This window comes from Antrihabitans stalactiti, from assembly GCF_012932915.1.
Taxonomy (GTDB): domain Bacteria; phylum Actinomycetota; class Actinomycetes; order Mycobacteriales; family Mycobacteriaceae; genus Antrihabitans; species Antrihabitans stalactiti.
The window spans coordinates 364,861-384,444 of sequence record NZ_VCQU01000001.1 but is presented as its reverse complement, the minus strand read 5'-3'; the positions used below and the strand labels follow the sequence as shown (position 1 = coordinate 384,444).

At 64.2% G+C, this 19,584-nt stretch carries 17 protein-coding genes; 11 read left to right on the top strand and 6 right to left on the bottom strand.

Annotation, left to right across the window (positions count from 1 at the left end; genetic code table 11):
* Positions 1-11 precede the first annotated feature (11 nt).
* From FGL95_RS01915 to FGL95_RS01895, 5 genes are all read left to right on the top strand, one after another.
* Entirely contained in the window at positions 12-1,460 is a 1,449-nt protein-coding gene (locus FGL95_RS01915) for an MFS transporter (protein ID WP_169584482.1), read from the top strand.
* A gap of 96 nt (positions 1,461-1,556) precedes the next feature.
* Entirely contained in the window at positions 1,557-2,195 is a 639-nt protein-coding gene (locus tag FGL95_RS01910) for a TetR/AcrR family transcriptional regulator (RefSeq protein ID WP_169584481.1), read from the top strand.
* 36 nt (positions 2,196-2,231) lie between these two features.
* Entirely contained in the window at positions 2,232-3,428 is a 1,197-nt protein-coding gene (locus FGL95_RS01905) for an oxygenase MpaB family protein (protein ID WP_169584480.1), read from the top strand.
* Entirely contained in the window at positions 3,428-4,579 is a 1,152-nt protein-coding gene (locus FGL95_RS01900) for an SRPBCC family protein (RefSeq protein WP_169584479.1), read from the top strand. The genes FGL95_RS01905 and FGL95_RS01900 overlap by 1 nt, the downstream gene beginning before the upstream one ends.
* A 47-nt stretch (positions 4,580-4,626) precedes the next feature.
* On the top strand, positions 4,627-5,736 hold the full coding sequence (locus FGL95_RS01895) for a nucleotide disphospho-sugar-binding domain-containing protein (protein WP_169584478.1): 1,110 nt from the start codon (positions 4,627-4,629) through the stop codon (positions 5,734-5,736).
* A gap of 3 nt (positions 5,737-5,739) precedes the next feature.
* Here FGL95_RS01895 and FGL95_RS01890 read toward each other — a convergent pair whose 3' ends face one another.
* Positions 5,740-6,714, bottom strand: a complete 975-nt coding sequence (locus FGL95_RS01890; RefSeq protein ID WP_169584477.1) for an AraC family transcriptional regulator — start codon at positions 6,712-6,714, stop codon at positions 5,740-5,742.
* A 174-nt stretch (positions 6,715-6,888) separates the two neighbouring features.
* Here FGL95_RS01890 and FGL95_RS01885 point away from each other — a divergent pair, with 174 nt between their 5' ends.
* Positions 6,889-7,428 carry a CBS domain-containing protein gene (locus tag FGL95_RS01885; RefSeq protein WP_169584476.1) on the top strand — a complete coding sequence of 180 codons (540 nt, stop codon included), beginning with the start codon at positions 6,889-6,891 and terminating at the stop codon, positions 7,426-7,428.
* On the opposite strand, the gene FGL95_RS01880 is transcribed toward FGL95_RS01885, so the two are convergent.
* The 5 genes from FGL95_RS01880 to FGL95_RS01860 form a co-directional block, all read right to left on the bottom strand.
* On the bottom strand, positions 7,375-11,079 hold the full coding sequence (locus FGL95_RS01880; RefSeq protein WP_169584475.1) for a diguanylate cyclase domain-containing protein: 3,705 nt from the start codon (positions 11,077-11,079) through the stop codon (positions 7,375-7,377). The genes FGL95_RS01885 and FGL95_RS01880 overlap by 54 nt on opposite strands.
* A 131-nt stretch (positions 11,080-11,210) precedes the next feature.
* The gene (locus tag FGL95_RS01875) at positions 11,211-12,398 is read right to left on the bottom strand and encodes a zinc-dependent alcohol dehydrogenase (protein ID WP_169584474.1); all 1,188 of its coding nucleotides are present in this window, start codon (positions 12,396-12,398) and stop codon (positions 11,211-11,213) included.
* 115 nt (positions 12,399-12,513) lie between these two features.
* The gene (locus FGL95_RS01870) at positions 12,514-12,786 is read right to left on the bottom strand and encodes a hypothetical protein (protein WP_169584473.1); all 273 of its coding nucleotides are present in this window, start codon (positions 12,784-12,786) and stop codon (positions 12,514-12,516) included.
* A 71-nt stretch (positions 12,787-12,857) separates the two neighbouring features.
* On the bottom strand, positions 12,858-13,031 hold the full coding sequence (locus FGL95_RS01865) for a hypothetical protein (protein ID WP_169584472.1): 174 nt from the start codon (positions 13,029-13,031) through the stop codon (positions 12,858-12,860).
* A gap of 139 nt (positions 13,032-13,170) precedes the next feature.
* The gene (locus FGL95_RS01860) at positions 13,171-14,448 is read right to left on the bottom strand and encodes a PucR family transcriptional regulator (RefSeq protein ID WP_169584471.1); all 1,278 of its coding nucleotides are present in this window, start codon (positions 14,446-14,448) and stop codon (positions 13,171-13,173) included.
* 271 nt (positions 14,449-14,719) lie between these two features.
* On the opposite strand from FGL95_RS01860, the gene FGL95_RS01855 reads away from it, so the two are divergent.
* From FGL95_RS01855 to FGL95_RS01835, 5 genes are all read left to right on the top strand, one after another.
* Positions 14,720-15,853, top strand: a complete 1,134-nt coding sequence (locus tag FGL95_RS01855; protein WP_169584470.1) for a PucR family transcriptional regulator — start codon at positions 14,720-14,722, stop codon at positions 15,851-15,853.
* Positions 15,854-15,890: 37 nt separating this feature from the next.
* Complete coding sequence (locus FGL95_RS01850; protein WP_169584469.1) at positions 15,891-16,790, top strand: AMP-binding protein; 900 nt, start codon at positions 15,891-15,893, stop codon at positions 16,788-16,790.
* Between the two features lie 93 nt (positions 16,791-16,883).
* Positions 16,884-17,858: a PDR/VanB family oxidoreductase gene (locus tag FGL95_RS01845; protein WP_169584468.1), complete on the top strand. Its 975-nt coding sequence runs from the start codon at positions 16,884-16,886 to the stop codon at positions 17,856-17,858.
* Entirely contained in the window at positions 17,855-18,883 is a 1,029-nt protein-coding gene (locus tag FGL95_RS01840; protein WP_169584467.1) for a Rieske 2Fe-2S domain-containing protein, read from the top strand. The genes FGL95_RS01845 and FGL95_RS01840 overlap by 4 nt, the downstream gene beginning before the upstream one ends.
* A 238-nt stretch (positions 18,884-19,121) precedes the next feature.
* The gene (locus FGL95_RS01835; RefSeq protein ID WP_169584466.1) at positions 19,122-19,583 is read left to right on the top strand and encodes a B-4DMT family transporter; all 462 of its coding nucleotides are present in this window, start codon (positions 19,122-19,124) and stop codon (positions 19,581-19,583) included.
* The last annotated feature ends 1 nt before the right edge of the window (position 19,584 follow it).

Genomic DNA, 19,584 nt, shown 5'->3' with positions numbered 1-19,584 from the left:
TGATGCACATCATGTGTATCGTACACATCGTGACTTCAGTCGACACTCACGACCAACCCGACCTGACGGTGACCGCTCGGCCTGCCGCGGTGCTCGTCGCCGTTCTGGCCGGGTGCGGCATCGTCGTCTCGCTCATGCAGACGCTGGTCATCCCGATCATCCCGTCGCTGCCGTCGTTCCTGAATACCTCGGCCGGGAATGCGTCGTGGGTGATCACGGCGACGCTGCTCGCCGGTGCCGTCGCAACCCCGATCAGTGGACGACTGGGCGACATGTTCGGCAAGCGCCGGATCCTGCTCGCAAGCTTGGCGGCCCTCGTTCTGGGTTCGCTTGTCTGCGCGATGTTTTCATCGCTGGTGCCGATGATTGTCGGACGTGCGCTGCAGGGTCTTGCGGTCGGCGCGATTCCGCTCGGCATCAGCATCCTGCGCGACGAATTGCCGCCCGAGCGCGTCGGATCCGCCATCGCGATGATGAGCGCAACTCTCGGTGTCGGCGGTGCGGTCGGCCTTCCGTTCGCCGCGGTGATCGCGCAGAACGCCGACTGGCACGTCCTCTTCTGGACCTCGGCGGGTCTCGGCGCGGTCCTTGCGGCCGTCGTCTTCGGGCTCGTGCCCGAATCTCCGGTCCGGACGCCGGGCCGATTCGATTTCCTCGGCGCCATCGGCCTGTCGATTGCTTTGACGTCGTTGTTGCTCGCGATCAGCAAGGGCACCGATTGGGGCTGGTCCAGCCCGTCGATCCTCGGCCTGTTTGCCACGGCGGTCGTGGTGCTTCTCGTCTGGGGTGCGTGGGAGCTGCGAACACGGTCGCCGTTGGTCGATCTCGCTGTCTCGTCCCGGCCGCGCGTGCTGCTCACCAATATCGCGTCCATCGCGGTCGGTTTCGCGATGTACGGCATGTCCCTTGTGGTGCCGCAGCTACTGCAAGCGCCGGAAGCGACCGGTTACGGACTCGGCCAGTCGATGGTCGCGGCGGGCCTCATCCTCGCGCCCGGCGGCTTGATGATGATGCTGCTCTCGCCGGTGTCGGCGCGGCTCACCGCAGCGCGCGGACCGAAGGTGACGCTGATCGTCGGTTGCGTCGTCATCGCAGCGGGCTACGTCACGGCGTTCCTGCTGATGAACAACCGCTGGGAAGTGATGATCGCGTCGATGATCATCGCCGGCGGAATCGGCATCGCCTACGCGGCCATGCCCGCTCTGATCATGGGTGGTGTCCCGCTGAGCGAGACCGCGGCCGCCAACGGGCTCAACGCATTGATGCGCTCGATCGGCACGTCCACGTCTGCCGCGGTCATGAGCGTGGTGCTCGCCCACATGACCATGTCACTCGATGGCCACCAACTGCCCACGCGCGACGCCTTTCACACGGCATTCGGCATCTCGATCGTCGCCGCGTTGGTCGCCATCGGCGTGACCGCATGCATCCCTATGCGGGCGAGAGAGTCTCGCGTCTAAATGGCGGGAGTGAATTCCACCAGCAAGCGCCCTCGTGAGTCTTTTTGGAGTCCCTGGACTCCAAAAAGACTCACGAGTCAGTGGCAAGATGAATTGATGGCTGGCCCGACGATTCGAGGACGCGGACGACCGCCGGGTTCGCAGGTCCAGCCCGAGCAGCGCCGCGACGAACTACTCGATGCTGCCGAGCGCAGCTTGCGTGCGCGTGGTCCGAAGTTGTCGCTCGTCGAGGTCGCGCGCGAGGCGGGTTTGACGCGGTCGGCGGTCTATGCCGCATTTCCGGACAAGGATGCGCTGGTAGCTGCGCTTGCTCGGCGGCAGACGCGTCGCATCATCGACGACGTCGCGAAAGTCGTCGGCTCTGAGGGCGACCCCCGAGCTCAGACCCGCGCGGCGGTCGATTGCCTGTGCCGGTGGGTGGACGACGAGCCGAATGTGTCCGCAGCACTTGCCTCGAGCATGCGATCAGGAGCGGTCGTCGACGATTTGGCGAACTGGCTCGAAATCGTGCTGACTGTCGGGTTCGACCAATTGGGCGGTAACCCGCGGGCGGCCGGGCCGTGGGCGCGAGCGGTGCTGGGCGCGATATCGACCGCTGTCTTCTGGTGGGCGCGGGAACGAACAATGTCTCGCGACGAGTTGGTCGACCACTTGACCGCGTTGATCTGGTCCGGCTTCGCGGGGGCGGGCGGGGCGAGCCTTGCGATGCCGATCGACGCCCCGCCGCCGGAGTAGTTGACGCGTCGCCAATAAATAGACAGACTGTCTATTATGAGCTCCGTTGAAGACTGGCCGCGTCCGCCGGAGCATTCCGGTGCGACCAACTGGGCAGAGGTTCGTCGGCACAATCCGGCTGTGGTCGACCGGTTGGCCATCAACATGTATCGCAGCGACGACGCAGCCGACCGCGCTGCCGCAGATCTGCTGGCCATCCCAGGTGGTTGGCGGCTCCTCGACCACGTGCTGAGCGATGTGCACAAGAATTGGTCCGAGGCGCCGGAATCGTTGCAGCAGTTGCTCGCTCCGCTGATCGACCCGCCGTCGTGGTATGCGCCCGAGGTCGTCGATTCAGGCGCTAGAGCATGGTGGCGGTTCGGCTCCGTGCAGGCGATCACGCTGTACCAGTCGTTGCTGTACGGCTATCAGTCGCCGGGTCTGAGCAGGCCGCTTGCGTTGACCGGGCGCCTGACCTCGGGAACCAGCGACCGGCTCGCAGAAACCGGACGCTGGATCGTCAGCGCAACCTCGCCCGGCGGCATGGCTCCTGGCGCGCGCGGTTGGGCGGCGAGCGTCCGAATCAGGATGGTGCACGCGCTCGTTCGCCGACATCTGCTGACCGCTGAGGGCTGGGACCAGCAAAGCTGGGGCGTTCCGATCAATCAGAGCTACAGCGCACTGACGATCAGCGGCGGCTTCCTCGTCCTGCCGCTTGTCGTCGCCGCAGATCTCGGGATTTCGTACTCCTCGGCGGAACTCGAAGCGATCGCCCATCAATGGCGGTGGATCGGATTCGTCATGGGTGTGCCCGATGAGCTACTCCCGCACAACTACCGCGAGGCGCAGGAGATGTTCGACATCGCTGGCCGCCTCGAGATCGCCTCCGACAGCAACTCACACGCTTTGACCGATGCTCTACTGCGCGAGGGCTATTCGTTCGATGCTCTGCCGGGTCCCGCTGCGCGCATCCTGAAAGCGATTGCCACGCCGGTACTCGCGTCGTTATTCGCGAGTGTATCGACGCGCTGGGTGCCGCCGAATGCCGCAAAGGGACTGGGGCTACGGCGAACTCCTGCGCATCATCTTGTCGTTCTCGCGCGACAAGTAGTCCGACTCCGCGAGGCCACGCGAACACTCGGCATCTTGGGTTCGGAAGACCGGCTGGCGGACCGAGAGTTGCGGTTCGTCGTCGCAAGTCTGGGCAGGTTCAGCACGAAACAGGCGCCACTTTCTCCGGAAGCTGCAGCCTGATGGGCGATTCGATCGTGCTGCGCCAGCGAGTCGCAGCGCCGCCCGCAGTGGTGTGGGAATTGCTGACCGACCCGGGCCGCATGAACGAGTGGTCGACGGCACGGATCGAGCTGATCGACGCCGGGGACGGCGGTCGTCCTGACGGCGTCGGTACCTTGCGTCGCGTGCACCTGCCTGGGCCCGGTTCGACCCGGTTGACCGAGGTGGTCCACGAATCCGAGCCGCCACATCGATTCGGATACACAGTCTTTCGTGGCGCGGCAGTCTTACGCGAACACCGAGGGGACATCACCATCGCAGCTGTTGACGGCGGTGCCGCGTCGGAAATCCGGTGGGAAGTGTTGATGCGCTTCGCAATTCCCGGAGTTGGGATAGCAGCTCGTCAATTGATCGGGGTGGAATTGGCACGGTCGTTGAAGCGGCTGGCCGACATTGCGGGAGGCTGTCGCGAGGCAGATCTGCCCGTGCCCCGGCGTATCGATGCTGTGGACCTTGCCCCTCTGCGTGCTGAGGCGGCGGCGATTCTCGCGGAGCAACGGGCAATCGCAGACCGGCTTGCCGACGCCGACGATCCGAAGCAATGGTTCGCGCGGGTGTATCAGTTCGTCACCGAAGAGCAACTCGCACACCTGGAATCGGGGCGCGTGAGCAATCCGGAGTGGGTGTTGCGCCTTATACCTCGCTTTCATGAGCTCTATGCCAAGAGTCTGTTCACCTTCGAAGCCGGGGAACCCACCGCGCCGCCGTGGCACAAGGCGTGGAGTACGGCCGAAGCCGGCGGTGCTCAGCGGTCCGCGCAGCTGATCATGAAAGCGCTGCTGCAAGGCGTCGCGGCGCATATCGAAGTGGATTTGCCTCGCGCGCTGGCGGATACGTATCTCCGCGACTTCCAAGGTCGTTGCGATTACGCCTACTTCCGTGCCGACTACATCCGCATGGCAAACATCTTCCGAACAGCCTCCGACCGGCTGATGGCGCAAATGCCGAACCAGTACCAGCCGGCGTGGTTGCGCATTGCACGCGGCGCCCTGCCGCCAGAGCTGAGCGATCAACTGATGAACCGCTACTACGACGTCGCGCGCCGCAGACTCGAGGCCTTCGAGAAGGGCGGCAAGCTGGTGCGGACGGAACTCGAGGTCAGCGAGCCGTAGGCGCGAGTTTCGTACGAAAGCGGCGGTCGGGGGTGCAGGATCGGGGCATGGCTGACATTCTGTTCGCGACGTACGACGGGGGTGGGAACCTTCCGCCCGCGTTGGGGATCGCCAGGGTGTTGCAGTCGCGGGGCCATCGGGTCCGCCTTCTGGGGCAGGAGAGCCAACGAGAGCAGTTGGCGGACTTCGAATTTCGCGCCTACGACCATGCACCCGCGTGGTCGCCCGTTGTCGCACCTGGGGTGCGTTCGACGATCGCCTTGTTGGGAGTGTTGACCAGTACCGGCATGGGTCGCGATCTACTCGCGATGCTCGACGAAGACCCCGCCGACGTGGTGGTGATCGACGTTGCGTTGCTGGGTGTGCTGGCCGCGGTCCGACAGGCAGGCGTGCGGTACATCGCCCTCGTCCATGCGTTCTTTGCCTGGTTCGACGGCGCGTTTGCGCGCGGACCGATCGGGACGCTCGCCCGTCTCCGTGGCCTCAACGCTCGAACATTATGGAACGCAGCGGATTTGGTGGTCGTGTGCAGTGACCGAGAACTCGACCCGGCGGGGGAGCGTGAAGTACCCGCGAACGTCGTCTGGTCGGGCGCGGTGTCCGACGCGCCGACCGACCGCGCAGACCGTGCAGACCTCGCACCGAGCAGGCGCGTGCTGGTCAGCTTCAGCACTCTTGCTTTCGCCGGCCAACGGAGGATCCTGCAGAAGGTACTCGACGCGGTCGCCGGGTTGGACATCGAAGTTGTAGTGACCACGGGACCTTCGCTCGACCCTGCCGACCTCGACGCACCGGACAATGCGACCGTTCACCGCTACCTCCCGCACAACGAACTGATGCCGGGTTGCGCTGCGGTGATCGGGCACGGCGGACATGCCACCACCTTCCGGGCACTGGCCTACGACCTGCCGGTCTTGGTGATCCCCATCAATCCGCTGGCGGACCAAGCCATGGTAGGCAATGCAATCGCCAAAGCGGGTGCGGGCCTGCTACTTTCGAGGAGCGCCCGACGCCGGCGAATCCGCGGAGCACTGACCGAACTTCTCGACGTGCCCAGCCATCGCCAGGCTGCGGCGAGCATCGGTGCGCGGGTCCGGGAAACCGACGGTGCCGTGCGCGGCGCGGACCGAATACTCGAGGCGGCCGAAGAGGCTTAGCGGTCAGGTCCGCAGCGTGTGACTCGGCGGACAGCCGTAGACCTTGCGGTACTCGATCGCGAACCGACCGGGTTTCGCAAATCCCCACCGCAGTGCAATCGCAGCGACCGTGTCACCTCGTGTCTGGTCGCCTGCCTGCAAGTCGAGGTGGGCGCGTTCGAGGCGGACCTGCCGTAACCGACCCATCGGCGTGATGCCGAGGTGTTGCCGGAAGCCGTACTGCAAGGCACGAGACGTGACGCCGGCATGGGCGGCGATCTCACCGATCGTGAGGCTTTGATCGGCGTTGGCTTCGATGAACGCGTCTGCACGTCGCAACACGGCGGGCGGGACGTAACCGGGGCCCGATTGGTAGTCGCGAGTCATCGTCGAGTTCGCGAACGCAGACAGCACCGTCGCCGCAGCCAGCCTCGACATCTGGTCGGCCACGAGTGGGCTGCTCATCGCCGACTCTGGTTGCAGCAGTTCGCGACCGACGAAGCCGAGGATGCGGCGCATGGACGCGTTGCTCGCTGCGGAGAGCGGTTGCATCGCCTCGAAACGCAGGTCGGCGCCGTCGATGCCCGTGAGCTCCGCAGCCACTGCACCGATCCGGGCCAGCGGGAAACGGAGTGCACAAATCTCGGGGTCGTGCCAGCGGATGGTCAGGGGAATACCCGGCGGAAAGAGATACGTGTCGCCCGGTCGTGCACGGACCCGATCGGCACGGTCCTCCACATCGACCTGGCCCTTGGTCTGCATCAGGACAAGTAGATAGTCGAAGGACTCGATGTCGATCCCGAAGTTCATCGTGGCGCGCATGTTGTCGACGGCGATAGCCGGAGTTGCGGCCGACCGAATCGCGAACTCGGTGTTTCGCACATCGACGGCGAACCGTGGCTGGTTGTCCACATAGACCCTGCGCAGGAAATCTACTGCAGTGTCGCTATCGCGAGTAGAAAACTCGTTGCGCTCGATGACCAAAGAACTTGTTTCCATCTACCACCTTCAGCCAGAGAAATGTGCGGGGTCCCGGCCGTTGCGCAGAAGATACGCCACTTTGGCCGGAATCGGAACAGACCTGCCCCGAAAACGAAGACGCTCGGCGCGGCCTGTTGATTGCGGGTCCGCAACCTGGTTTCCTACGCGCACAGCCCGGACAAGGAGGCGCAGATGACCACGATGAAGTGGCTCCCGCTGCACAGGACCACGCGGGTCCGCCGACCAGAAAAGAGCGCATCACCCCGCGTCGAGGTCACCGAGAATCGGGCACCATTGTGCGCTGCCGATCTGATGAGCTGTTCCATTCCCTTGGTGAAAGTCGGGATCCAGTTGGACGCGGCCGCACGTGTGCTGGCCAACTCGGGCGCGACGACGATTGCCGTCGTCGACGAGGCCGGTTTCCTTGTCAACGTCATCACCGCCGATTCGGTGGCGAGGACTCAGAAAGCGGTGTCGTGGGCGCTCACCGATGCCGATCACAGTGTTCTGCCCGCCGAATTGACGTCGTCGGTTCTCAACTTCGCCCTCCCGCCCTTCTGCGTCGGGCTCCGGACGCCGCTGCCGGAAATCCTGGAAACGATGCTGCAATCGGGGCTGCGTTCGATTCCCGTCGTCTACTACGGCCATCCGATCGGCATCGTCAGTTGGCCGGAGTGCTCACGCCCGAGCGGACTGGCGGGGAAGCCACGCGTCGAGTTCTTCGGCCGGTAGCGGCGGACTGTGGAAGTAGCCCTGCGTGATGTCACATCCGTAGCGGCGCAACGCTTCCAAGGTGGCTTCGTCCTCGACGCCTTCTGCGACGAGTGATGCACCGAGGCTGTGCGCGAGCGCGACGGTCGAGCGCACGATCGCGATCGAGCGGGGATCCTCGCTGAGGTGTGCGACGAACACCTGGTCTAGTTTGAGCTCGTCGACGTCCATGTCCTGCAGACGCGCCAACGACGACCAGCCGGTGCCGTAGTCGTCGATCGACAGGCCGATCCCGAGCCGTCGCAGCCCTTCGACGACGCTGTGCGACCGCAGCGAATCGGTGGACAGCACGCTTTCGGTGATCTCGAGGATGAGCGTGCTGGCGGGCATCCGATGGATGCGCAACAGGCGGTTGATGTCGGTGACCAGGTCGACGTCGAGCAAGTTCGTCACCGAAAGATTGACCGCGACCGACAGGTCGTTGCCCTGGTCGTGCCAGCTCCGCGCCTGGCTCAGCGCGAGGTCGAGGACCGTCGTTGCCAACGGACGCATCAAGCCACCCTGCTCGGCCAGGGCGAGGAACTGGTCCGGAACGAGTAATCCGCGGACCGGATGGTTCCACCGGACCAAGGCCTCGACGCCGTGCACCTGCCCGTCGGCGGCGCTGACCTTGGGTTGGTAGTGGCAGGTGAGTTCGCCTTCGGCGATGGCGGTGCGGAGTTCCTCTATGGTCTGTCTGTCGTCGGTCGGGTCGTCAGCCGAGTCGTAGACCGCAATCCGGGTCGGGCTGCGCTTCGCGAGATACATCGCCGCATCCGCACGTTGCAGCAGGTCCTCGGGGTGCGGGCAGTGCTGTGGGCACAGGGCGATTCCGATGCTCGCCTCGACCTGCACGGCCATCTCGTCGAGCTCGAACGGTCGCTGCAGGGCGGCGATGAGTCGATCGGCTTGCGTGCGGGCGGCGGGGAGGTCGGCGCCGGCAGGCAGCAGGACCGCGAACTCGTCCCCGCCCAATCGAGCAAGCAGATGCGACGGTCGTACCGACTGCGAAAGGCGGTCGGCAACTTGGCACAGCAGTTGATCGGCGACGTGATGTCCGAGTGCGTCGTTGATGTCCTTGAAACGATCCAGATCGATCAACAGCAGTCCCGGACCCGACCGCTCGTCGCCTGCATCTTTTGCCGAGTATTCGAATGCTGCGGCGGTCAACGCTGTTGCCATCGCGCGTCGGTTGGCGAGGGTGGTGAGGTCGTCGGTCATGGCCTGGCGGTGACTGTCGGCAAGCGCGGTGACTTCGCGGAACGTCACTGCAAATCGGGCGGTGACGGCGATGAGGGTGAGCGCGGCAAGGACGACAGCGAGCCGCGGTAGCGGCGAATCATGGTCGAGGACAAGCAGTGTCACCGCGGTAGCCGTGCACAACATCGGCGGTGCCCAGATCGCCAGCTCGGACCTCGACCGTGCTGGGCGTCGCGTGGTGGCACGCCAGGCGGCGACTGCGACGAGCAACGATGCGACCGGCCACAGCGTGTCGATCGTGCTGCCCTCGGTGTATCTGCCTCCCGCGGTCGCAAAGAGGTAAGCGGTGTCTGCAGCCGCATACGAAATGAACCCGGCGACCAACAGGCCCCACCGCTGCTCTGCGCGCCAGCCCAATACCGCCAGTGCGCCGACCGCGAGGGCCAGCAACAGCAGGTCGCCCATCGAATAGGCGAGCCCGACGACCACCGTGAGGGGGGTCCCGATCGTCGCCGCGTGAATCGGTCCATATGCGATTGCGGCGGCCACCGCGGCGAGCGTCAGACCAGCCGTGACGCTGTCCAGCCAGATTGCCATCGGCAGACGGCGTAGCCGCGAACGCAGCAGCAACGCCAACCCGGCGTAGACGACCGGGTAGAACGCCAGGTAGAACGGATCAGCGATCGACGGCGACTGACCTTCAGGAACAAACACCGCCAAGACGACGTCGCCGAGAGCCGAACTCGCCATTCCTGCGGAGACGAGCGACCACGCTGCGCGTTCGCTCGATACCAACCAGGCTCGCGCAGCGACGAGCGCCGCCGCGCCAAGCATCAGTCCGTCGAAGAGCCAACTGTCGAACAATGCAAGGCGGCCCGCATGGTCGCGAATCTGCGTCGAGCCGCCATAGATCAGCACGCCGATCAGCAAGAGCCCCAACATGATCGGCACACTTCGCGCGGACGGAACAGTCGAGGACAACCAATGCGCCCGGACCGAGCGAAGCGACTCCGACGCCGCCGAGGGCAACGGGTCCTGACCTGTCGCGGCGGTGGTGGCCGGCATCGCCATTCGTGCAGCGAGGGGCGGCGGTGAGCCAGGGACATGGCTGCGCAGGCAACCGCCGCCGGCGTTCTTGGCTGCGATGAGAGCAACGTCAGCCTGCGAGAGCAGGCCCTCGGTTGTCGTATCGACGGCTGCGGCGCTCGCCACGGTCACACCGATGCTCGGGCGAATGCTCAGCGCGGCACCATCGAAGACGAATGTGCGGGTGAACGACTCGAGCACTCGATCTGCGGCGACCAGAGCGTCCTCGACGGGTCCCTCGATCAGCGCGGCGAATTCGCCGCCCTGGAAACGAGCCAGGGAGTCGGTGCTGGTCAAGCAGCCGGTGAGCCGTTCGGCGACGCGGATCAGCACCTCTTCTCCGGCGGCGTGCCCCAGTCGGCTGGTGACAGCCTCGAAATCGTCGAGGTCCAAGCGCAATACCGTCAGCGGCGTCAGTTCCATCCGCTGGCGTTGCACCGCCTGCTCGAGTCGGTCGAGGAACAAGGTCCTGCTGGCGAGTCCGGTGAGCCGGTCCCGCAAGGTCTGCCGTGAGACGGTCACCGTGAGGCGCCGGTTCTCGGCCAGCACGACGAACTGCCGGACCAAAACGGCGACCAACAGGATCACCGCGACGGCACGGAGCGGACCGGAATGCACGCTGTGCCACATCGCTCCGACCCCGATGCCCGCGGCCAACAGCAACGGCACGTAGGGCAACCACAGACGAGCGTGCACCGGAACCGTGCGCGGTGATGCCGATGCGGGCTCGCCACCGCTCGAGAGCGCAGCTATTCCCAGCACTCCGAAAGCAACGATGCAGCCGAGATCGATCCAGCCATCGAGCTGCTGTTCGCCTCGAGCGCTGGCGAAGGCAATTGCGCTGTCCGCCAACGCCATCAACATGATTCCGGCCGACAGTAGGCCGAGGGTACGGAGCGGCGCGTTGCCGGCGCGGACCCAGACCATGATCGCGGTTGTCGCAATCAGGACGTCGGCGACGGGGGAGGCAACAGCCAATGTGTAGGCCAGGCGAGTGTCCGCGTCTGTGCGGTAGACGCTCCCGAGCACGCTGACCCACGACACCACGAACAGTGACCCGGCAACAATCGTCGCGTCGAGCAGCAGTTGCGCGCGCGGCGTCGGGTCCGGACTGACCGGGAAACACAACAAAGCTGCACCGGCGCCGACAGCGAAGAGCAGAAGCGCGGTGTGGGGAGGCAAGGATTCGTAATAGGTCGAGACGACCGTGCCGACCGTCCAGGCTCCCAGACCGCAGGCCAACGCCAACCAGGTGCGGCGTCGAGAGTTGCCGTCGCGAAGCCAAGCCCAGACGGCCGACGCGGTTGCAAAGCCGGCGAATACCAGCACCGCCAGATCGTCGAGCAACGCGCGCTACCTCCGCCCCTCAAATATGTCCGGTCGCTCAAAGCCGTAGTAAACCTACTTGTAGTTTGTTTACCACCGGGCGGTATTAGGGGATTTGGTCGCGGTTTTGCTAGGGGATCGCGCTGTTTTTACTAGGCGCTCGGGTCGAGCACGATCTTGACCGCGCCATCGGTCTTCTCTTGGAACATCTTGTACGCCTCGGGTGCCGAAGCCAGCGGAAGCCGATGCGTAGCAAAGGAATCGACGCCAAGCGGATCGTCATCGGTGAGCAGCGGCAAGATGTCGTCGACCCAGTGCTTGACGTTCGCCTGACCCATCCGCAGCTGGATTTGCTTGTCGAACAGGATCCGCATCGGCATCGGATCGACCATCCCGCCGTACACCCCGATCAGCGAGATCGTGCCGCCGCGACGAACGATGTCGATGGCGCTGAGCAGCGCACCCATTCGATCGATTGCAGCCGCGTCGAACACCTTCACAGCGACAGGATCGGGGAGAAGGCCGCCAGCCTTCTGGGCAACCGCGCCGATCGGCGAACCGTGCGCTTCCATGCCGACCGCGTCGATCACCGAATCGGTGCCGCGCCCGTCGGTCATGTCGCGGATCGTGTCGGCAAGGCCGTCGCCCACCTGATCCATGTTGATCGTCTCGATCCCGCGTGCGGCTGCTCGCGCAAGTCGCTCCGGTACGCGGTCGACGCCGATGACGCGGTACCCCTGGTGCGCAGCCACCCGGCACGCCATGTCGCCGATCGGACCCAAGCCGAGGACGGTCAGCGAACCGCCGTTGGGAACTCCTGCATAAGCGACGGCTTGCCACGCTGTGGGGAGCACGTCGGAGAGATAGAGGAAGCGCCCGTCGTCTGGGCCCTCGGGCACCTTGATATGTGTGAAATCCGCGTACGGGACGCGCAAATACTGTGCCTGACCGCCCGGGACCTGACCGTACATCTTGGAGTACCCGAACAACGCAGCGCCGCTGCCTTGGTCCCGGACTTGCGTTGTCTCACACTGGGTTGTCAGTCCGCGTTTGCACATGAAGCACGTCCCGCAGCTGATCTGGAACGGAATGACGACGCGATCGCCGGCGCGGATGTTGGACACCTCGCTGCCGACCTCTTCGACGATGCCGATCGTTTCGTGGCCGAGAATGTCGCCAGTGCTCATGTACGGACCGAGCACTTCGTAAAGGTGGAGGTCGGACCCGCATATACCGGTCGACGTCACGCGAATGACGGCGTCGGACGGTTGCTCGATGACGGGGTCGGGGACCGTATCGACGGAGACTTTTCGGCGGCCCTGCCACGTAACAGCTTTCATCGCACGTCCCTCGATTTCGATTGGTATCAGTTCGATCAATGCGAAAACCATTGAATTGCTTCGCATTGGAACTACCCGTTCGGGCCATGCGGAAAACGTCTTCGGACGCTACCTCTTACTGAGCCTCGCGCTTGTCGGATTCGTCGCCTTCGATTTCCTCGGGCTGCGCGGTCGAGTGGCCTGGCTTGTATCGCTGTAAGAGGTCGACCGACAGCCGTTCCGGAATCAGGTCCTCATACCCGGACCTGACGGCTTTCAGGTACAGATGTGCGCGATTCAGATCGCGCGTCAGCCTCGTCTTGACCGAGCCCTCGACCTCGTCGATTACCCGCTGCAGTCGATGCTCGATTTCTCCTACGATCCATTTCAGGTCGTCGGTTCCCACCATGATGTGATTGTGCACCTTCAGCCACTACGCGAGTACCCGTAGTGGCTGATTTGATCGCGTCGCGACCGAATTCAGGCTTCGGCGACGGCGAATCGTGGAAGGGCGCGTTCTCCGGAAGCCGCAGGAATGCGCGAGACCTGCGTGCTGAGGAACCGTGCGACGGCTACAACTGCCGAAACCACCGGTGGAACGAGCATCGGTGCGAAGACGAATGCGTAGATGGTGAGGTAGATGTACAGTTGCATGAGATTCCTATCGTATTCGGTTGCGGCACTTCATTTCCGAAGTCTTTGTGCTGCTGACTACGTTAGGGAGATCGACGCGCAGGTCCCATGTACGCCCGCTATGAAGTTCGCGCCGGCCTTTGTGCTCGCGCTACGAGAATCAGCTTTCGCGCAGAACCGCGGGGCCGAGAAGTTGACACAGCATCAGCGCTACTTCGACGTCCAGTCGGTCGTCGTCGATCGCGCGGCCGCGTCGCTCGACCGCCCGACCCACGCGATAGCGGACAGTATTGAAATGCAGATGTAGCTCGGTCGCCGCGGCCGTGAAGCTCGATCCGCTACGCAAGAACAGGCGGAGCGTGTCACGCAATCGTTCGTCGTTCTCCGTCGCGTTCGCGAGCGGGCCGAGCACTTCGCCGACCCATCGGCGTGCTGAGTCGATGTTCTCCTCGAGCAAACCCGCGAGCAGTATGCCCGGCTCGCTCGCTTCGATGACGCGGTCGGCGCGGGTATTGTCGCTGAGTGCAACCCGGCGAGCCTCCAGCGCCTGCTGGTGTGAGCGACGGAATCCGGCCACACCGGGTAGTGGGCGGCCGATGGCAACGAACGGTGAATCATCGCTTCCCGCAACGATTTCACGGATCCTCGCCATGCTGGTCGGCGGGTTGTCAGGTGGAAAAGGAATCCATGCCCACGCAGTCAATCGATCATCGGGAATGTAGAGGCACGCCTCGCCTGCACCGATCGCCTTCGCCAGCCGCTGAATGAACTGCTCGAGCAGAACGGTCTCGTTGCCTCTGGATGACTCGCGACACCAGGCGACGAGCGCGAGATGGATCCGCTGCAGCGGGTAACGGATCGCCATCGTCGCCGCATCGATATCGACATCGCCGTCGGCTAACAAGTCTCGAACATGCGATGCGCGAACGTAGTTGCGGCTCTCGTTCCAACGGTCTCGTTCGTCCTGATAGGTCGTGATGACGCGTTGCGAGATCCAATCGATGTATTCGAACGTTCCGGACGTCATTCTGACTGTCGCATCGAGGGCGGCTTCTGCGTCCAGCTCGCAGGTCCGGAGCTCGGTGAGCATGGTTTCGAGGATTGCTTGATGCCCGATTCGGTAGGCCCGCACCAGTACGTTCGACGTCACGTCGCGTTGTGCGAGGCGGCGCGCGTATTCGAGCGCCATCGCGGGCGGCTCGATCTGTTTCAGCGGAATATCGTTGCGCATCGCGGCGAAGACGGTCTCGACATTCGCCGTTACGGTGTCGCCGAGGAGCTCCAATAGCTTTGGGTCCGTGCGAAGTTCGGTGATCTCGCCGACAAGGATCCGTTGCGTGTGTCGCGTCAACTCGGGCATTCGGCCTTGGAGCCGACCGATGATATCTGCGACCGTAGTTGCGACAACAGTGTCGCGGTCGGAATCGCTTTCCGCCATCCTCGAAAGACTAGTCGTAAACCGACCGATGGGTTCCAGGAATCACAAGGATTTGCCGTTCTACGTAACAGAATGCCTCGATACGCGCCTGAAGTTTGTAGCGGGGATACAACAGCTCATCGAAACTTGGTAGGTCGCGTACATCGCCGCTGGTAGGGCTGGGTCAGTAGCGTCATTCGCGGGTCAGAACCGAAATGCGTTCAGATGCAGGATATTCCAACGAGAGGGTCGATACGCGATGTCGCTAGTCGCTAGCAGAGAGGTCCGGCCGATGATCACTGACTGGACGGTCCTGATCGATTCGTTGATCGAGGAGCGCGACGCCATTGTCGAGCGGGTTCGCAACGCTCTGCGAGTCGAGCATTCCGCGAACCGCGCTCTGCGGTCCGAAGCGCTGCACAGCCAGATGGCACGCGACGTCGTGCGAATCCTGTCGGCATCGCGCGAGGGTGGTGGGGAGTCGAGCGGTGACGACGTCGCCGATCTCGCGGCCGCCGGTGAAGCGTGGGCTCGCCAAGGCGTACCTGTCGACGAGATGCTGCGTGCCTGGCAGATCGGGGTCGAGATCGTTGTCGGCTACGTTCGGCAGGTAGGACGCCGACGTGGTGTCGAAGACGCCGACCTGCTCGAGTTCGTTCAGTCCGCTTTGGCGTGGTCGGACATCGCAGTCGTGAGCGCTGCCAAGGGTCATCGCAGCGCCGAGATCGCTCGCGCGATCGCAGAAGAGGAACGGCGCACTGCATTCGTGCGCGGTGTGCTGTTCGGGACGGTGCCGTCTTCCGACCTCCGAATCACCGCGGAGGCGCACGGAATCGACCCGACCGGTGACTACGTCGCGGTGCGGGCTCGGCTCGGCGACGGCGTCGAACAGCGAAAGCTGGAGCAGGCAATGGGATTTCACGATTCCTCCCAACGCAGGCGGGGACTGTGCGCAGTGGTCGACGGCGCAATCGCCGGCTTCCTGAGCGAGCCACCAGCCAAAATCGGCGACGGTCTCGTCGGGGTCGGCGCGCCGAGGCCGTTGAAATACGTTGCGGAATCGTACCGTCAGGCGACCCGCGCCCTGATGACCTTGCAGGCGTGCGGTCTGCGCGGTGCACACGATTTGGAATCCCTCGGTCTGCGCGCGGCGGTAGCGATGGACAGCGACGTCAGCGACATCATTCGTGCGCGCTACCTCGATCCGTTGTCTGGCGACTCGGCCCGCGAGCTGATCGCCACACTGCGGGCATACCTCGCGTGCGACATGCACGTGGAGCGGACCGCGACGCGACTTTTCGTTCACCAGAACACCGTGCGATACCGCATTGCACGCTTCGAGGAATTGACCGGTGCCAACTTGCGCGAGACGCGGGTGGTCGTCGAAGTGTGGTGGGCACTTGCGCTTTCGGAAATGAGTTTGTGAGTCGTCGCTGATCGGCCTGGACGGTAGGGAGAAGTCGGTGAGCAACGTGTCGCTCGAACTGATCGAGACCGCCCGCAGGCAACCGGACGACATTGCACTTCGCTTGGAAGACGCCGAAGTGTCGTTCGCAAACCTGGATGCGGCGAGTGCTCGCCTCGCCGGCCTGCTGGTCGCGCGCGGTCTCCGTCCGGGCGACAGGGTCGCCATCATGCTTCCGAATGTCCCGTATTTTGCGATCGTGTACTACGGCGCACTGCGAGCCGGCGGTGTCGCGGTGCCCTTGAACGTGTTGTTCGACAGCCGCGAGACGGCAGTTCATCTCGCGGCTTCGGCCGCCTCGTTCGTCTTCGTTTCGCCGGCGTTCGCGCTGGCTGCGCGTTCCGGCGCCGATGCGGCCGGCGCGGCGTTCGTGCTCGTCACGCCAGGGGACTTCGAGGAGCTGCTGGCGGAGTCGGATGCTCTTGACGAACCTGTGGCACGTGCCGACACTGAGACTGCCGTGATCATATACGCGCCAGGCAGCACCGAAGCACCGGAAGGTGCCGAACTAACCCACGCGACGTTGCGCGGGAATGTCGCTGTGGTCGTCGACAGGTTGGGACTCACTGCGTCGGACGTCATCTTGGGTGCACTGCCCCTCTTTTACGCAATCGGTCAGACCGCGGAACTCAACGCCGCCGTCGCTGCAGGCAGTTGCCTCACCTTGATTCCCCGGTTCACACCGGAGACAGCGCTCGAGATCATCGAGCGCGACGGGGTCACCGTATTCGAGGGTGTCCCGGCGATGTTCGCTGCGCTGCTGCGCAGCAGCGCGCGCAATTCGGGAACGTCGCTGCGGCGCTGCGTGTCTGGCGGCGCCACGTTGGCGATCGACGTCATGCGCGAGTTCGAGGAAGCGTTCGGATGTGCGGTCCTCGAGCGCGATGAAATTCGCTGAATCTCAACCGAAAGAGAGAACGATGAGCAGGAATCTGCAGAATCTCGACACCGTCGATTGTGCCGATCAGCGCGGAACCAGGAGGTCCTCGTCATGACCCAGTCAACCAAGGCTGTCTATCGCGAGGTCGAGGTCGACCTCGTGGTGCGGCGACGCGAGGTGGTTGCCGACGGCGTAGTGACCCTGACGCTCGCCGATCCTGGTGGTGCGGACCTGCCCGAATGGGCGCCGGGAGCCCACATCGACCTGATGCTCGAATCGTCGCTCGTGCGCCAGTATTCGCTGTGCGGCAAGACTGCGGATCGGTCCGAGTGGCAGGTCGGCATCTTGCGCGATCCCGAGAGCCGCGGCGGATCGCAGTACGTCCACGACAAGCTCCACGAGGGCGACAAGGTGCGAGTCCGCGGGCCGCGCAACCACTTTCCCTTGGTGGGCGCGAGACGCTACGTCTTCATCGCGGGTGGGATCGGCATCACCCCGATCAAAGCGATGATCGATGCTGCTGTCGCCAAAGGCGCTGATTGGCACCTGTATTACGGCGGGCGGTCTCGCGCGACGATGGCATTCCTCGACGAACTCGAGCAGCACGGCGAACGGGTGTCGATTTTCCCGCACGACGTGACCGGCAGGTTCGATCTCGGCGAGATTCTCAGCGGCCCCGACCCCGAAACAGCCGTGTACTGCTGCGGTCCGGGAGGCCTGCTCACCGCTGTCGAGGACGCGTGCCAGAGCTGGCCGGACGGGAGCCTGCACATCGAGCGGTTCGCGGCGAAGGAAGTCGAAACCGGACCTGACGGCGACACCGAATTCGTCGTCGAGTGCCAGAGCTCCGGCGTGGATGTCACTGTGCCAGCGGATAAAACGATCTTCGACGCGCTCGAAGAAGCGGGAATCGATGTCCTCGGATCCTGCATGGAAGGCATTTGCGGCACCTGCGAGTGCGACATTTTGTCGGGTCTCGGCGACCACCGTGACTCCGTATTGAACGACACCGAAAAGGCGGCGAACCAATCGATCATGATCTGCGTTTCGCGGTCCCGTTCAGAAAGGTTGGTGCTGGACATATGAGGGCCAACTATCCATTCAATTGTTGGTACGTCGCGGCGACCAGTGACGAGGTCTCCGACGGTCTCTTCACTCGACGTCTGCTGGGCAAGCACGTCCTGCTCTACCGGCGTGCGTCCGGCGAGCTCGTCGCCATGGAGGACCGTTGTGTCCACCGGCCGCACCCGCTCTCGACGGGCAGGCGCGACGGCGACCGCGTCTCATGCGGCTACCACGGCTTCACCTACGACCCGGACGGAACGCTGGTCGTCGTACCGTCGCAAGAAAACGTTCCGCCGGGTGCGCGAGTGCGGACCTACCCCGTTCGCGAGCAGGCTCCCTTCATCTGGGTCTGGTTGGGCGAGCCGGGAGCCGCGGACTTGCGGCAGCCACCGAAGCTGCCGTGGCTGGGCACGGGAGACTGGGCGAGCTCGATACACAAGGCCGAGATCAAGGCCAACTATCTGCTGCTTCACGAGCACTACCTCGACCTGACCAATGTGTTCCACATGCACCCGGAGGCGGTCCCGCCGGACCTGCACAGGCTGCCTGCTCTCGACGAGGTCGAGGTGTCCGAGCGATCGGTCTCCTACTCCCGGTTGACGATTGCCACGCGGCCCGCCGCCTGGGAGAAGGACGCGAGCGGCGTGGCAGCCGACGCGGAGTCGCCTCGCCTCGAAGAAGGGGTGTTCGTCTCGCCGGGCCTCCACGTCCAGCGATATGTCATCGATCCGCACGGCGAGCGGCCACTATCGATGCTGCGGATACAGGGGTTCACACCCGAATCCGAAGGCGTGACACACGCTTTCGTCCGGATCGCGCGCGACTATGCCACCGACAATCCCGACATCACCGAGTACTTGCGCGCGATGTTCTCCGAGATGACGGTGCGTGATGCCGCCGCGTTGGAGGCGATGCAGGTCCGGATCGACGAAGAAACCGAGCCGCGACGCAATATCAACGTCAAGGCAGATCGCGCCGCATTGCGAGCTCGTCGAATCGCGCGCGACATGGTCGACGAAGAATCCGGGTACCGAACCTGGGCGTAATCGCTCCAGCTGCACTGTGAGCTTTCAGGAGTCTTTGGACTCCTGAAAGCTCACAGTGCTTTTTTGTGTGGAAATGCGCGTTGGAGCGCACTCCAATGCATGTCCGAAATGTTCGGGGAAGGCTCCGTTGCTCCGCACCTGAACCGGCGGAAGACTCCTCAGTAACAACCTCCGATTGCCCCGATTCACGAATCTCGTGTCGGCTCTTGCAGTTTCAAGAACGGGAGTTACGTCCACGATGTCATCACCACGCATCGACGCCCGGTCGTGGGTGATCCGCGGGCTGGTTCTGGGTGGCGTATTCGTCGTCGCGCGGGCCGTCGTCGGCGACACCACCAAGGCGTGGCCGACGCATGGCACCGCGTTGCGGATGCTCGGTCTGGTCGTCGTCCTCGCGGTCGCGGCCGCATGGGGTTTCGTGGACGGAAGGCGTGATCGCACACAGCATCCCGACCCTGAACTCGGCGGCGAGGATCTGACCGTTCGGTGGCTGGCGGCTGCCGCTCTCGCGGGGTTCGCCGGCGGTCTGGTGGCGTGGCTCAGCGGGAAGGTCGGGTTGGAGCTGGGGGATAAGTCGTTGCTCTTCGAACTGACGTCAGGCGCGGCATGGACCGTCTTGCTCGTGTTCATCGCCGCGCTTGCGGGCAAGGCCCTCGGCGCGACGCTCGCGACGCGCTCCTCCGCGCCGGCCGAAAGGTAGA

Bases quoted from the DNA above. Each gene is read 5' to 3' on its own strand.
- FGL95_RS01905 (WP_169584480.1), top strand. From the start codon at position 2,232: ATGAGCTCCGTTGAAGACTGGCCGCGTCCGCCGGAGCATTCCGGTGCG.
- FGL95_RS01895 (WP_169584478.1), top strand. From the start codon at position 4,627: ATGGCTGACATTCTGTTCGCGACGTACGACGGGGGTGGGAACCTTCCG.
- FGL95_RS01855 (WP_169584470.1), top strand. From the start codon at position 14,720: ATGATCACTGACTGGACGGTCCTGATCGATTCGTTGATCGAGGAGCGC.
- FGL95_RS01865 (WP_169584472.1), bottom strand. From the start codon at position 13,031: ATGCAACTGTACATCTACCTCACCATCTACGCATTCGTCTTCGCACCG.
- FGL95_RS01840 (WP_169584467.1), top strand. From the start codon at position 17,855: ATGAGGGCCAACTATCCATTCAATTGTTGGTACGTCGCGGCGACCAGT.
- FGL95_RS01900 (WP_169584479.1), top strand. From the start codon at position 3,428: ATGGGCGATTCGATCGTGCTGCGCCAGCGAGTCGCAGCGCCGCCCGCA.
- FGL95_RS01870 (WP_169584473.1), bottom strand. From the start codon at position 12,786: ATGGTGGGAACCGACGACCTGAAATGGATCGTAGGAGAAATCGAGCAT.
- FGL95_RS01885 (WP_169584476.1), top strand. From the start codon at position 6,889: ATGACCACGATGAAGTGGCTCCCGCTGCACAGGACCACGCGGGTCCGC.
- FGL95_RS01915 (WP_169584482.1), top strand. From the start codon at position 12: ATGTGTATCGTACACATCGTGACTTCAGTCGACACTCACGACCAACCC.
- FGL95_RS01835 (WP_169584466.1), top strand. From the start codon at position 19,122: ATGTCATCACCACGCATCGACGCCCGGTCGTGGGTGATCCGCGGGCTG.
- FGL95_RS01875 (WP_169584474.1), bottom strand. From the start codon at position 12,398: ATGAAAGCTGTTACGTGGCAGGGCCGCCGAAAAGTCTCCGTCGATACG.
- FGL95_RS01910 (WP_169584481.1), top strand. From the start codon at position 1,557: ATGGCTGGCCCGACGATTCGAGGACGCGGACGACCGCCGGGTTCGCAG.
- FGL95_RS01845 (WP_169584468.1), top strand. From the start codon at position 16,884: ATGACCCAGTCAACCAAGGCTGTCTATCGCGAGGTCGAGGTCGACCTC.
- FGL95_RS01860 (WP_169584471.1), bottom strand. From the start codon at position 14,448: ATGGCGGAAAGCGATTCCGACCGCGACACTGTTGTCGCAACTACGGTC.
- FGL95_RS01890 (WP_169584477.1), bottom strand. From the start codon at position 6,714: ATGGAAACAAGTTCTTTGGTCATCGAGCGCAACGAGTTTTCTACTCGC.